This window comes from Nostoc cycadae WK-1, from assembly GCF_002897135.1.
Taxonomy (GTDB): domain Bacteria; phylum Cyanobacteriota; class Cyanobacteriia; order Cyanobacteriales; family Nostocaceae; genus Nostoc_B.
The window spans coordinates 96,889-110,792 of record NZ_DF978433.1 but is presented as its reverse complement, the minus strand read 5'-3'; the positions used below and the strand labels follow the sequence as shown (position 1 = coordinate 110,792).

Sequence of the window (13,904 nt, the reverse complement as noted above, 5' to 3'; positions counted from 1 at the left end):
GATTTATGAATGATTTTCAATAAGTATGCGATCGCCTAGTATTTGATAGAAAAGATAAGCTTTTAACTGAATTTTCTTAACGTTTGTTCCCGATATTTTTGCCTATCTAAATAAAAAATCAGGTGTGTAATCGTCACCTGATTTTTATGCTGTAAAGTTCACCCGGAGGCGCAAAGGGCAGTGCGTTGGGCTGCTCGACTTGTACCCCTACGGAGAAAGCTACGCGCAGCGTCTCCGATTAAGAGAAGCAACTGCCGCGCGGAGAGCTTTTATGAGATTAATCTGCCCCTTCGATGGGGGCAAAGCCTTGGCGTTGGATATTTTCTGTGATTGTGCGCGGTTCAAGGAACTGTAGCAAGTAGTCGGGGCCGCCTGCTTTGGAACCTACGCCAGAAAGTTTGAAACCGCCGAAGGGTTGCCGAGCTACGATCGCCCCTGTAATATTGCGGTTAATGTACAAGTTGCCGACTTCAAATTCTTCCTGCGCTTGCTGAATATGGGAAGGTGTGCGGGAATATAAACCGCCAGTTAAGGCGTAATTTGTCCCGTTGGCAACTTGTAAGGCTTCGGCAAAATCCCTCACCTTAATTACAGCTAACACAGGGCCGAATATTTCTTGTTGGGCAATGATGCCATCGGGTGGCACTTCACTGAAGATAACAGGGCCGATAAAATAACCTTGGGCTGGCGATGGTAACTCTAGGGCTAGTTTTGCTTCTGCCTTACCTTTTTCAATATACTCGCGGATGCGATCGCGGGCGTTAGCATCAATCACAGGCCCAACTTGCGTACTGGGTAACTCAGCCTCGCCAATATTCAAGGATTTTGTCGCCTCAACCAACCTGGCGACAAACGCATCGTAGATTGATTCTACAACGATCACCCGCGAACAAGCCGAGCATTTCTGCCCACTGTAACCAAAGGCTGACTGCACAACCCCGACAACTGCTTGGTCTAAATCAGCACTTTCATCAACAATAATGGCATTCTTGCCGCCCATCTCTGCAATTACTCGCTTCATGTGCCTTTGTAATAGCTTCAGTGTTGCCGCCTCTGAGTAAATTCGACAGCCCACTTCCTGAGAACCAGTAAAAGCAATCACATGAGTATCAGGATGACTTACCAAATACGCCCCAACTTGGGAACCCTTACCAGGCACGTATTGAAAAACACCCTGGGGAATCCCCGCCTCAACTAATATTTCTGTGAGTTTGGCAGTAATAATCGAAGATGTTTCCGCAGGTTTGAGCAGTGTACAGTTACCCGTAACCAAAGCAGCCCCAGTCATTCCACAGGCGATCGCCAACGGAAAATTCCACGGCGAAATCACCACCGCAATTCCTCGCGGCTGGTAGATATAACGATTAGTTTCTCCAGGTACGTCATAATTAACACCTTGATATAACCGTTCCATCTCATCAGCGTAGTAGCGACAAAAATCTATCGCCTCCGACACCTCTGCGTCAGCTTCCTTAACAGGTTTACCCACCTCTAACACTATCAAAGCCGACAACTCCGCCCGACGTTCTTCCAACAAATCCCCCGCCTTGCGTAAAATATCAGCCCGTTGCTTCACAGGCGTTTTCTTCCACCCAGGAAACGCCGCCTTCGCCGCCTGCATCGCCTGTTCTGCTTGTTCCACACTAATCAACCCAACCTTACCAATCACCTGACTGTAATTAGAAGGATTAACAGAATCAATCACCTCCAGAGTATTCACATACTCCCCATTAATTAGAGGTAGATACGTCTTCCCAAACTCCCGACGCACACCCTCAAAAGCTTGCGCCGCCTTCCTTCTTCTCTCCTCCTCAGCATAATCAGTATCCGCCGCACCAATAAACCTTCCATTTTCTTCTTCTTTGCGCCTACCCTGCGGGAACGCCTCCGGCGAATGCGCCTTTGCGTGAGAATTCAAAATCGGCGGCGCTAGTAACTCCTCCACAGGCCGATTCTCCAAATTCTGCCGCAAGAACGAACTATTAGCAGTATTTTCCAACAACCGCCGAATTAAATACGCCATCCCCGGCAATAATTCCCCGTAAGGACAATAAACCCTCACCCGATAACCCTGATCCACCAAAGCCTTCGCTAACTTATCCCCCATCCCGTACAAAACTTGCATTTCAAAGCAACGACGGGGAACCTTTAAACTTTCCGCTATAGCAATTGCGCGGGCTTGCGATCGCACATTATGACTACCTATGGCAGCATAGACATATTGATGATTTTCTAACAACAACTGAGTTATCGTTTCAAAATTCGCATCTGTCGCCACCTTGTCATTGTAAACAGGTTGCGGCCAATGCTTCTGGGCTGCTTTAATCGTTTCCTGATCCCAATACGCACCCTTCACCAAGCGAACTGTCAAAGGATATCCGCGCTGTTTTAACCATGCAATCACATTTCTGGCATCTTGCTCACTGTCACGCAAGTATGCTTGAATTGTCATCCCGATATCTGTACGTTGACGAAACTCATCTTCTAACAATAACTTTTGCAAAATATTCAGAGTTAAATCTTTATACGCATACTGTTCCATATCAAAATGGATAGCTGCACCTAACTCTTTGGCATAACGTAATAAATTACGAATGCGATCGCTAACTCTGGCTTCACTACCTTCAGCATCTAAAGGGTCAAATTGCGAATAAAACGCCGTTAATTTTACAGAAACTTGGACTTTGGCTAACTGTTGACCATCTGCTTGATCAATCGCCGCAACATTCGTCCAATTTTTCGATGCTTCTACCAACTGGGCAATTAATTCTTGATAGCGTTCTAGATAAGACTGCGCCTCTACTTCTGTAATTACCGCCTCACCAAGTAAATCAATTGTGAACGCCATTTTTTCTTTCCGCAGGCGTTCAACTGTTTTGATAACTTGTTTAATGTTTTCGCCAGAAATATATTTATGCGCTAATGTTTCCACCGCCGTCGAAACAGTTGTTGCCGCCACCTGTCCCGGCATAGAATCAGGGTTAGCAAAATTGAGCATCCCTTTAAGGGCTGCTGGTAATTCTACAGTTTCATCGCCTAAATATTCTTGTAAATGGGCAGCAATTTCTGGTTTACTGCGTAACGCCGGGAGAGTATCAATAAAGCGAAAAAGCTGCACCCGTAAACCCGGATTACTCATTGCCCAAGCTAGTAATTTATCATCCCAGCGCATTTGGTCGCGCAAGGAAGCTAAAAACGAGCGATTTTCTTGGGTAGCGGTTAAGAGTTGTTTAGCAATTTCCTGGGTTTTAGGTTCGTAGATGCTTGTTTGTACTTGTAACACCACAGATATAATCTCCTTAATTTAGTGCATAACTGGTTGTTTACAGTCTGCGTCTTCCATTGTGACTCTTGAATTTTGGTTGTAGCAAAGTGCTAAGTGCTGAGTTTGGCTACAGCTATAGAAAGTTAGAATAGTTAAGTTTTTTTAGGACATTTTGGCACACAGTGTAAAACAGTATTACCTCGTTTATATATTGCACTGGGCGACTGGAAATCCCTAGGGGTAAGTTACTCAGCACTAAACAATTTGGAAAAATTCAGCCTTAACACTTTTAACCATTGCAATCATCTGGTTGAGAGGTTCCACAAACCAGCCAACAGATGAACCACTGGAAGTATGGAGCAAGGAAGCGATGTCCAAAGACAAGTCGCTTCTCCTATCGGAGACGCTGCGCGAACGCGTCTACGCTCGCAATGCGGAAATTGTGGCAGATAACGCCAAAAAAGCACAGCAAAGTCAGTGGAATTTGGTTATTCAAGGTGAAACAGAAATTAGCAAATCTCTCAAGTTAAATTGGCAAAAGTTACAGGCTTTAGCAACCAATCGTGTAAGAACAACTGATCCTCTGGATATCTTGCATTCTAACGAGATTTTTGATTTTTATGGTGTGCCTGTGTCCGCACTATTGCAACAGTTTGTGGTAGCCGATCATGTGATAAATATCACCTAATTAGCTACCTTGCTGCATTGATTCTCCAGTCATTGGTGATGCAGTAAATATCGCCTTTCGCATTGAAGGGCTGACAAAGCAATATAGTTGCGGAATTTTGGTGACTGAATCAGTGATTAAAAGCTTATCTTAACCAGAATTATTCTCATTGAAATTGGTAGATAAAGCTGTAAAGTTAACAGAAAAAGACGAAGCGATCGCTGAAATAAATTTTCATACTTATGCTGTTTTCAGTGGCAGCGGTTCGCTATTCTGAGAGTTTGGTATACGCAAATCATCAAATTGCGGAACTGTCAAAAGATAATAGAGCATCTGCTGACGTGCTTGCTCACAAATACTTTTAAGTGCAACGGCATCAATCTTCAGATTCCGAATATCACGACTACGATGCAGTTGTAAGAAGCAGCTTAAATTGTGGTTCAACTCAAAAATTGTCCGATTTATTTGCTCTGCTACGGTTTTTTCTGGGAAATAAATTCTATCCCTGTCTGGATATTCATAACCAGAGAAAATATGATAGTGTCCGTCATCTTCACCAAAGCAATCAAAACGCAAGATGTGATCACCTGAAACAATCAGTTCTAAAGCAGGCCCCTTGCCAATTGGCAGAATTTTCCAATAAACCTTGATCAGCACTTGGGGTTGAATTTCATAGATGACAATATCTTGCTCAGACGGATCGTGCTTTAATCTACCAAACTGCTGACGATACAATTGGCGCAGACGATACGAGAAGGTATAGGGCAGAACGGTATTGGAAACAGTTTTTATGAAACTCTTCATAAGAGCCTAGGGAAAAATAAATTAGGTAAAATCTTGGTTTAATCAGTGTATCAACTTGATACGCAACGGATGATATACCATGAGTTACCTAAATTTTCAATAGATTTGCCCGTCTTCATCTATTATTTATAATTTCCCATTAAATTTGAACAGTTTCCCCAACTTCGGGTAAAGTTAAAATTTCTACGCCATCTTCTGTTACCGCAATTGTATGTTCAAATTGCGCCGACAACATGCGATCGCGCGTCACCGCTGTCCAACCATCATTTAACATTTCTACTTCCCAAGTGCCTTCATTAATCATCGGCTCAATGGTAAATACCATTCCCGGTCTCAGGCGCTTACCTTTACCACGAGTACCATAGTGCGGCACGTCTGGGGCAGTATGGAAAATATTACTGATACCGTGTCCGACAAAATCTCGTACCACAGAAAAACCTTCAGACTCAGCATACTCTTGAATTGCTGCCCCAATATCCCCGATCTTCGCTCCTGGTTTCACCTCAGCAATACCCCGATAAAGGCACTCTTGAGTTACTTCTACCAATTTTTTTGCCTTCTCTGAAGGCTCACCCACAATAAAAGTTTTTGATGTATCACCGTGGTAGCCATCCACAATCGGCGTAACATCGATATTAATAATGTCACCTTCTTTGAGGATTTGTTTAGCATTGGGGATGCCATGACAGATTACCTCATTCACGCTGGTGCAGATTGACTTGGGGAAACCTTTATAACCAAGGGGGGCGCTTTTTGCACCGTGCGCCTGTGTCCAACGTTCAGCTTCATCATTGAGTTCCTGTGTAGTCACGCCAGGTTTCACTAGTGGCTCAAGATGCTCTAGTAGTTTAGCCGCCAAGCGTCCTGCCCGACGCATTTTGTCGATTTCTCTTGTGGATAAAATAACGATTAGTTCGGTTTTCATTGATGTTAATCTACAGCATCATTCAAAAACATAGTTAACCCTGTTTTTGCTGCTCTTTGGGCAGCATCAGCCACCTTGAGGGTGTATAAACTTTCTTCTGGGGTGACATATAAGGGCGTTCCATCAAACAAACGGTCTAACACCATAGTTGTGTCTTTGGCAAACAAACCCCGACGCGTTCCCACATCTATTGGTGTAGTTTCCCCTGATTGGATCAAGTATCCAGTATTACCATCAAAAATTAGAGCGCCTTTTTCGCCATGAACTTCAAATTTTCGCTCTGGCTGCCAAAGTGTCTCACCTTTGCCGTAAATTACTTGGGCTAACAGCCCACTGCTAAAGCATAGCTGACTTGTACACAAACAGGTTTGGTAGTATTCCGATTCTAATGCCCAATATCGCTGATGGCAGTTAACTGTAAAGACTTTACCGAACAAATCAACCAGACGATGTAATCGAGAAATTGCCCCAATCAAAGGAAAGCCAAATAATTCATGATTATAAGTCCATTTGCGTGGTGCGGGATTTTGGGGGTTGATGGTGCTGTAACGGACATAAAACACATCCCCAATTTTGTCTAAGTTTTGTTTTAAAGCTTGGTGTAAGCCACCCAGAAGTTCTATATGTTCTACGTGCAGCAATTTATTTTGGGCTTTGGCTAAAGCAATCAATTCTTCTGCTTCTGTGACATCCACAGACAAGGGATATTCTACAACTACATGTTTGCCGTAGGTAAGGGCAGCACGGGCGATCGCTCCATGATCTCGATTCACTGTGGAAATCACTACCAGATCCACATCTTTCCTTTCTACTAACTCTTGCCAAGAATTTACAGATGAGGTTTGGTATTCTTTGGCGAAAATTTCTGTTGTTTCTGAGGTATGTCCAACAACTGCGGCGAGATGCGTTCGCTCATCTTGCAGCAGTGCTGCTGCTCTGAGTTTTGCTGCATACCCAGTACCTACCAAGCCGACGCGCACTTATGCTTGTCCTAAAACTGCCTCTGAATTATACATGATCGTCAATGGTCATTAGTCATGATTTATTCTCCCCCCAACATCCGATTTTCTCACCTCGAAGTATAATTTAAACTTATTATTTCCATGTAACTAAATTTCATTACTAATCGCGGTCAATTTCAAGTTACATGATTTAGTTTTTCCCGTAGTATCAGAATTGAAGTAAATTTTCATGCGCGGCTAATCCTATAAGTTAAGCCGTAAGTATTGCTTTAGCATAACTTATACTGCCGTTTACAAAAGAGAGGAATACTGATATGGCGACTTACAAAGTTACACTGATCAACGAAGCTGAAGGCTTAAACACAACACTTGACGTTGATGATGATGTATATATTTTAGACGCGGCTGAAGAAGCTGGTCTTGATCTGCCTTACTCCTGCCGTGCTGGTGCTTGCTCCACCTGTGCTGGCAAAATCAAGTCTGGTACCGTTGATCAATCCGATCAGTCTTTTTTAGATGATGATCAAATCGAAGCTGGATATGTGCTAACTTGTGTAGCTTATCCAAGCTCTGACTGCACAATCGAAACTCACAAAGAAGAAGAACTCTACTAAGGCTTAGGTGTCTTAATCAAAAATCTCTTGCAAGAGTGATTAAAGTTGAAAAAGTTAAAGCAGCACATCGAGGAAAAGTTTTTTCCTTCTTCAATGTGCTTTTTCAACTTGAGTTGACAAAAAATTTAATTGAGTATTGTCACCCTAAGCAGGAACACAACAATTATCTGTGTTCCTGCTTCATTATTGGGCTTCAGCACTATCTAGCGTTTGATTTTGTCGTTAAAGATTTGAATTTTTGTACCAGGATAGTAAAATTGGAGAATTTTTGGTGTTTCCCAGCCCAACTTGGCTAAATTTTGTGCGCCAGTCTGACTCAAACCAACACCATGTCCCAGTCCACCACCGATAAAGGCATACCCCCACAATTCGGCTGTACCTTTGTTTAAAGGTTGTAAGTAAAATAATGTACTTACAGGCGCAGCAAAGGCACTACGTACTTCATCTTTATGTAGAGTAAATACGCCAATATCAGTTTTGATGGCTAAGTCAAGAATACGCCCACTATGACTACGCTTGGTAACAGAGATCGCTTCAATTGTTTTAAATTTGGAGTATGGGCTATTTTTGACGCGCAAGAATTTTTGTAAATCTTTGGCAATATCTTCGATGGAAGTTTCTTTGTTCCAGCGAAATACATCCCATTCACTTTCGTTGAAGCCTTGCTTCATATTGATAAATTTGCGGAAGTTATCTTCATCTGCCAAACTCTGTTGTGATAAGTTCCAAAAATTAATCGGCGCATCTACCACTGGCTGCAAATAAGGACGGTCTTCGCCATTCCAGACATCGCTAAAGAAGGCGGTGACACCACCAGTTGTGGAAGAGTACAAAGCATCAATTAGCTGGTTGTTATAAGTTACTACCATACCTCTAGTAGCAGCGATCGCTTGATCTGTTTTACTGGTTGCCCCACTCAGCCCATAATAAACTTGACAATGGGTATCAGCACATAATTGGTAGTTATCAACAGCAAATCTCCGCAAATTTCTTAAAGCATAAGTACGGGCTAAAATTGCTTGGGCTTCTAAGGCGGCTTTGGGCGCATTTGAGCCAATTTCGTTGGGGACAACCCCACGTAAATAAGTTTCTAAAGATACTTCATTGACTAATGTATATGTACCGTAAGCATTGGGCTGCAATGCCATTCGCCCGGCATATAAACGACCAGTTCCAGGTTTTTCACCTTTGTTGAGGCGAATTAAGTTTTTATCGGCACTGATGGCTAAATTTGTGGGGCTGTAACGTTTACCATTGACTACCCAACTAACTTTTGGTACTTCTTTCTGAATCTTGGTATCGATGGATGCCATTTTTGCACCAGATTCTTGCAAGTTCTGGAATAGCAATCGACGTAATAAAGGTGTACTGTAAACATCTCGCTTGGCCCACACTTGCCAGCGTTCTGGCTGGGAAATTTCAACTTCTATCCCTTGAGAACGCCATTTATTAGCACTATCTTCTGCTGTTTCAAAGGTACGATATGTCCCTAAAACCACCACTTCCTCAACTACAGGTTTTGCCAAAGCTTGCATGACTGTTTCGAGTTTGACAGGCTTGTCGGTGACGATGGTTTGTTGCTTGTTGCCTACTGGAAATCTTAACCGCAAGCGATCGCCTTTTGTCGGTTCTAGTTGCAGCTTGGCCGTGGATTTTTCGCCAAATCTCTGTACAATTCCTACTCTCAATTCTACGTCTGTGCTGTTGCTCCCAGGCCCTGATGCGGCTGTCAGCCCCAATAAGCAAAATGTCGTTACTACTGTGTAAGACAAACGCCAAAACGAAAATTCAATCGTGACTTGATTCTGCCTTTTCGTATTGCGCTGGGGCAGAGTTACCATTTGCTTTGTAGCGTAGTGGTTTTGTCGCATGAACGCTCCAATAGTACCATTCCCAATTTAGCTACCTAAATCACTTGCAAATCAAAGTCATAACGACTATGATTTACATATAGGCACAAAACAGAATTAGTTGGATCAACTCCTTATGGCCAAAGTCCAAGAAATTCCATTAAATCAAATTAAACGTCCCTTGCCCCGTATCAATGATCCACAGAAGGTAAGAGCCTTAATGGAATCTATTGCGGAAATTGGGCAGCAAGAACCCATCGATATTCTAGAAGTAGACGGACAGTATTATGGCTTTTCTGGCTGCCATCGTTATGAAGCTTGCCAGCGTTTAGGCCAAGAAACCATATTAGCCAGAGTCCGTAAAGCTCCTCGCAGCGTTCTCAAGATGCACCTAGCATAAAAAGTATGAAGTTTGAAGTATGAAATTTCATAATTCAGCTTTTAACTTCATCATTCTTAGTCCCTAATCCTCAAATAATAAGTTTAGGAGAAAATTATGTCATCCCAAGCAACAGTAAAAAATGTAAATATTGGCATCGACGAAGAAAATAGAACAAAAATTGCCGAAGGATTGTCTCGCCTGTTGGCTGACACTTATACACTGTATCTAAAAACCCATAACTTCCACTGGAATGTTACAGGGCCAATGTTCCAAACATTACATCTGATGTTTGAGACCCAGTATACAGAACTAGCTTTAGCTGTAGATTTAATTGCTGAACGAATTAGAGCCTTGGGTTATCCCGCACCTGGAACTTATAGCGAATATGCCAAACTCAGTTCGATTCCCGAAACTCCCGGAGTTCCCAAAGCCAAGGAGATGATTCAGTTACTTGTTGAGGGACAAGAAGCTGTAGTGCGAACTGCGCGGTCAATTTTTCCTGTGGTAGATGCAGTGAACGACGAACCCACCGCCGATTTATTAACTCAACGGATGCAAGTCCATGAAAAGACAGCTTGGATGTTGAGAAGTTTGCTGGAAGAATAAGGAATATGAAGGATGAAGTGTGAAGTCTAAATTATCAATTTCATCCTTCAACCTGAATTCTTCATCTTGAGTAGCCAATGCCAAATCCTGATTTCACCCAAAAGCTGCAAGATTTAGCCCAAAAAGTGGGAATTACAAGTTTTCAAGCTTTGAGTAAAGCCGCTGGTGTCTCAGAGAGACAAATATTGCGGTTGCGGCGGGGAGAGGTAGAGCAGATGCGAGTGGATGTACTGTTAAAGTTGTCTTCCGTTCTCCAAGTGTCGTTGAACGAATTAGTCACAACTTTTTCATTACTAGAGTTGAGTAAAGGTAATGAAGTATCGACTCAGCAGATGTTACAGGAGATTGCAGATTTAAAAAAAGAATACCAGCGATCGCAATTACAAATAGCACAACAGCGAGAGTTATTACTCCAAGAATTCCAGCAGTCGAGTTTACAACTGCTGGAATCTTTATTATTGCAATTTCCCGCCGCCGCCCAGAAAGCGCGGGAAAATCCGCAGTTTGAGGCGGTGAAGATACTCCCATTAGTGGAGAACCCCCTGAAAAAACTGTTACAGGCTTGGGGGATAGAAGCGATCGCACCAATAGGTGCAGAAATACCCTACGATCCCCAGATCCATCAATTAATGACAGGAACAGTACAGCCAGGAGAATTAGTCAAAGTCCGCTACAGTGGCTACTTGCAAGGCGAGAAACTGGTCTATAGAGCTAAAGTGAGTTTAATTGAGCCAGTTTGACGAGACTGTATTTAAATTTATAATTTTTTGCTGGACTAATTTGTGTGAAAAGAATTATAGATATTGGGAATAATAATATGGTCGAGGCGATCGCCTCTGAAAACCTGAATAAATTTATTCAAGGAATCACCATAATGCTAACTAGATTCTGGTGTGATTGATACAAAAATTACTTTTGGTTCTCAGTTATGTTCATATATCTACCGCTTGCACTAAAATTTTGAAAAAATTCATTGCCAAAATTTAATTTTGTAATTTACGTTACGGCAAGATGAATAAAACAATTTTTGCGTATTGATGAATCTGGCAAATGAAATTATGGATACTTCTTAATTAGGCTTGAAAATGTATTATCTACAAATCACATCTTGAAAAGATTGCCATAAATCTAGCGATTTCTAGTAATTAATGACTTTTGTTTTGCTATTTTTTTGCTCAAAATAGCTATTAGTATATAATACTAACAAAATCTGGATTTTTTCATATAGCAATGGGAGAAAATAGTATGGATAACCAAGTACAAATTGTTAAACTCAACGGCATTATCAACACAAACAATTCACAAAATCTTAGAGATAATATTACTGAACTTCAAGAAAGTGGCGCAAAAATTGTGCTAGTCGATTGTCAAGATGTAACATTTATGGATAGTTCAGCGTTAGGTGCCTTAGTATTAGCCTTCAAAGCATTAAGAGCAACAGGTACCAAACTAGTTCTTTGTTCTATTAATGAGCAAGTGAGAATTTTATTTGAATTGACTGGTATGGACAAAGTTTTTGAAATTTTTCCTAGCCAAGATGAATTTCATCAAGTTGTGCTTTCCAAAAATTAATTAATCAAATTGAATTTGTAAGATTGATAAGTCATCATCAAAAGTCTCTTTGGAGTTTAAAGCAATAAGGTAATTCAATACTTGTTCTAATGGGCAATCAAGCGTATTTTGTAAGCTGACTAATATCTGAATTAAACCATCTAAACTCCAAAGAGTTCCATCTGCTTTTGTAATTTCGTAAGCCCCATCACTAAAAATATAGAGATTACTAAATTTTTCAATTTGGCAACAAGCATCAACGTATTTGGCTTCAGGAAACATCCCAACTGGCATCCCAGGAGTTCTCAATAGCTGAACTTCTGTGTTTTTAGGAGATTTACCCGATACTAATACGGCTGGTGGATGACCAGCACTAGCATAAACTAACTGCTGGGTAATTCGATGATAAACACCATACCAAATAGTAAAGTATTTATCATTTTGATAATTCATCTGAAAAGTTTCATTTAATCCCCGCAGTACATCACTTGGTTGATAGTAATTTAAACTTTTCAGCGCCCGCGATCGCAGTAAATTTAATACAGAAATTGATGGGAGAGTCGCTTTGAGTCCATGTCCGGCTGTATCTAATAAATAAACTGCCAAATAATCATCATCTAACCAATAATAATCAAAACAATCACCACCAAGTTGACGTGAAGGAATAAAACAAGAATTTATATGTAGTGGTTCAGTTATTGGTAAAGGTAAAAGTGAACGCACATACTCAGCAGCTTGTGCCAATTCTGTTTCTAAAAGCTGCTTTTGGATTTGCAAATCTCGACTCAATTGATGTAGCCGTAATCCTGCTCTGACTCTAGCTTTTAATTCATTCTGCTCAATAGGTTTAGTGATAAAATCATCAGCCCCCGCATCTAATCCCTTAACGCGATCAGAGACAGAATCTAAAGATGTTAATAAAATAAAAAAACTGGTAGATAAATTAGGATCTGTTTTAATGTAATTACATACTTCTAGCCCATTTAATACAGGCATAATCCAATCACAAATAATGAGTGCCGGATGAGTAGCGATCGCCTTCGCAATTCCTTCTTCTCCATCACTAGCAGTAATTACCTCATAACCTTGTTTTTCTAACAGTCTTTTCAGAAATATTTGTATTGTTGAGTCATCGTCAATTACTAATATTTGGAACATAAAAAGTCGAAATCATTAATAATTATTCTATCTCATCAAAAATTACGGTGGTGATAAAGGATTCATCCACAAGAGGATAGCACGCTTGAGTTGGGTTAAATCGCGGTATACCTCTTGCTTAAACCATTGTCCCAAAGCGTCAAAAGGAGTAAACGAAGCTCCTGTTTGCCATTTGATATCTTGTCCTAGCGGGGTAGTATGAGTTCCAGGTAAGGTTTGTGCCGTTACCATATCTGGAAAGCGTTGCTGTAATATTTTGGTTAAACCAGCTGATTGGTCGAGGTTATCATTATTGAATTTGATTAATAAATTCCTGCGGATTTTATAGCCTTCTTGGACAATTTTATTGGTTTCTAATGGCGAGGGGGTAAACTCAATTGACAAAGTAGAATTTAATTGATCAACTAAGGGAATAGCATCCTTAGCCGCATAATTATTAAACGAGATTAAGATATTTCCGGCTCTTTCTACAGGGTACAAGCTACCGATGAGCAAATGAAGTTTGCAACCCATACTGTGTCCAATACCGTAGGTAGGAAGATAAAGCTTCCGCAATACAGCCGAGTCATGTAAGCGTTCTAGAGTGCGGTCGAAGTTTAATAAAACAGATTGGGCGATCGCTATATGATCTAGAGTATTCACAAAGGGAGTCGCAATCACAACATATCCCTTACTGGCTATCTGTTCGAGTAACCAACGGTAAGTTAGGTGGGGTGCAGTCGCCACAAATGCACCTCCCAAAAAATGGATAATACCTATAGGATTTTTGGGAATGAGTACCCAGTTACCTCTAATTTCTTTCCAGTCCATGCCTGTAGGCGATCGCTTAATTTACACTTCTTTATATTAGACTGGGAATTGGGACAGTGGGAAATCAAAACAGAAAAAGTATGCGATCGCAGATTTATTACACCAGTTTCATCCAATTCCTTCCCACCAAAATTTGTGCAGTACTCAAATCTAACTCTGAGAAAGTTAATAAAATGATAGATTTTTAGCGAGCGCCATCCTCATTGATGACTCAATAACACTTATTTTACACCTTTATTAATTGGCGGTTCATTATTTATATCAACCCAGTTTTAACAGATAAGATTTATCAGTCAATCTTGTCTATAAA

13 protein-coding genes are annotated in these 13,904 nt (G+C 41.1%); 6 read left to right on the top strand and 7 right to left on the bottom strand.

Features of this window, described 5'->3' with window-relative positions:
• Nucleotides 1–277: 277 nt before the first annotated feature.
• Entirely contained in the window at nt 278–3,286 is a 3,009-nt protein-coding gene (gene pruA, locus NCWK1_RS19290; RefSeq protein ID WP_103125839.1) for an L-glutamate gamma-semialdehyde dehydrogenase, read from the bottom strand.
• A gap of 349 nt (nt 3,287–3,635) precedes the next feature.
• Between pruA and NCWK1_RS19285 the strand changes: the two genes are divergently transcribed.
• Nucleotides 3,636–3,953, top strand: a complete 318-nt coding sequence (locus NCWK1_RS19285) for a hypothetical protein (protein WP_187308187.1) — start codon at nt 3,636–3,638, stop codon at nt 3,951–3,953.
• Nucleotides 3,954–4,172: 219 nt separating this feature from the next.
• Here the strand turns inward: NCWK1_RS19285 and NCWK1_RS19275 are convergent, their stop codons facing one another.
• The 3 genes from NCWK1_RS19275 to NCWK1_RS19265 form a co-directional block, all read right to left on the bottom strand.
• Nucleotides 4,173–4,736: a hypothetical protein gene (locus NCWK1_RS19275; protein WP_146034010.1), complete on the bottom strand. Its 564-nt coding sequence runs from the start codon at nt 4,734–4,736 to the stop codon at nt 4,173–4,175.
• 139 nt (nt 4,737–4,875) lie between these two features.
• Nucleotides 4,876–5,661, bottom strand: a complete 786-nt coding sequence (gene map / locus NCWK1_RS19270; RefSeq protein WP_096584410.1) for a type I methionyl aminopeptidase — start codon at nt 5,659–5,661, stop codon at nt 4,876–4,878.
• Nucleotides 5,662–5,666: 5 nt separating this feature from the next.
• Nucleotides 5,667–6,641, bottom strand: coding sequence for a Gfo/Idh/MocA family protein (locus tag NCWK1_RS19265; RefSeq protein ID WP_103125837.1), 975 nt, complete (start codon nt 6,639–6,641; stop codon nt 5,667–5,669).
• Between the two features lie 296 nt (nt 6,642–6,937).
• Here NCWK1_RS19265 and NCWK1_RS19260 point away from each other — a divergent pair, with 296 nt between their 5' ends.
• On the top strand, nt 6,938–7,237 hold the full coding sequence (locus tag NCWK1_RS19260) for a ferredoxin (RefSeq protein ID WP_096584404.1): 300 nt from the start codon (nt 6,938–6,940) through the stop codon (nt 7,235–7,237).
• Nucleotides 7,238–7,440: 203 nt separating this feature from the next.
• Here NCWK1_RS19260 and NCWK1_RS19255 read toward each other — a convergent pair whose 3' ends face one another.
• A complete protein-coding gene (locus tag NCWK1_RS19255; RefSeq protein ID WP_103125836.1) occupies nt 7,441–9,108 on the bottom strand; it encodes a SpoIID/LytB domain-containing protein in 1,668 nt (555 codons plus the stop codon).
• Nucleotides 9,109–9,223: 115 nt separating this feature from the next.
• Between NCWK1_RS19255 and NCWK1_RS19250 the strand changes: the two genes are divergently transcribed.
• The 4 genes from NCWK1_RS19250 to NCWK1_RS19235 all read left to right on the top strand — a co-directional run bounded on the left by NCWK1_RS19250 (nt 9,224) and on the right by NCWK1_RS19235 (nt 11,647).
• Nucleotides 9,224–9,487: a ParB N-terminal domain-containing protein gene (locus NCWK1_RS19250; RefSeq protein ID WP_015113358.1), complete on the top strand. Its 264-nt coding sequence runs from the start codon at nt 9,224–9,226 to the stop codon at nt 9,485–9,487.
• A gap of 96 nt (nt 9,488–9,583) precedes the next feature.
• Nucleotides 9,584–10,075, top strand: a complete 492-nt coding sequence (locus tag NCWK1_RS19245; protein ID WP_015113357.1) for a Dps family protein — start codon at nt 9,584–9,586, stop codon at nt 10,073–10,075.
• A gap of 77 nt (nt 10,076–10,152) precedes the next feature.
• On the top strand, nt 10,153–10,815 hold the full coding sequence (gene grpE / locus NCWK1_RS19240) for a nucleotide exchange factor GrpE (protein WP_096584398.1): 663 nt from the start codon (nt 10,153–10,155) through the stop codon (nt 10,813–10,815).
• 505 nt (nt 10,816–11,320) lie between these two features.
• Nucleotides 11,321–11,647 carry an STAS domain-containing protein gene (locus NCWK1_RS19235; protein WP_096585757.1) on the top strand — a complete coding sequence of 109 codons (327 nt, stop codon included), beginning with the start codon at nt 11,321–11,323 and terminating at the stop codon, nt 11,645–11,647.
• Here the strand turns inward: NCWK1_RS19235 and NCWK1_RS19230 are convergent, their stop codons facing one another.
• Nucleotides 11,648–12,784 (bottom strand): PP2C family protein-serine/threonine phosphatase, encoded by a 1,137-nt coding sequence (locus tag NCWK1_RS19230; RefSeq protein ID WP_103125835.1) that lies wholly within the window; start codon nt 12,782–12,784, stop codon nt 11,648–11,650. It lies immediately after the preceding gene.
• Nucleotides 12,785–12,826: 42 nt separating this feature from the next.
• Nucleotides 12,827–13,594, bottom strand: coding sequence for a DUF1350 family protein (locus NCWK1_RS19225; protein ID WP_103125834.1), 768 nt, complete (start codon nt 13,592–13,594; stop codon nt 12,827–12,829).
• Between the last annotated feature and the right edge of the window lie 310 nt (nt 13,595–13,904).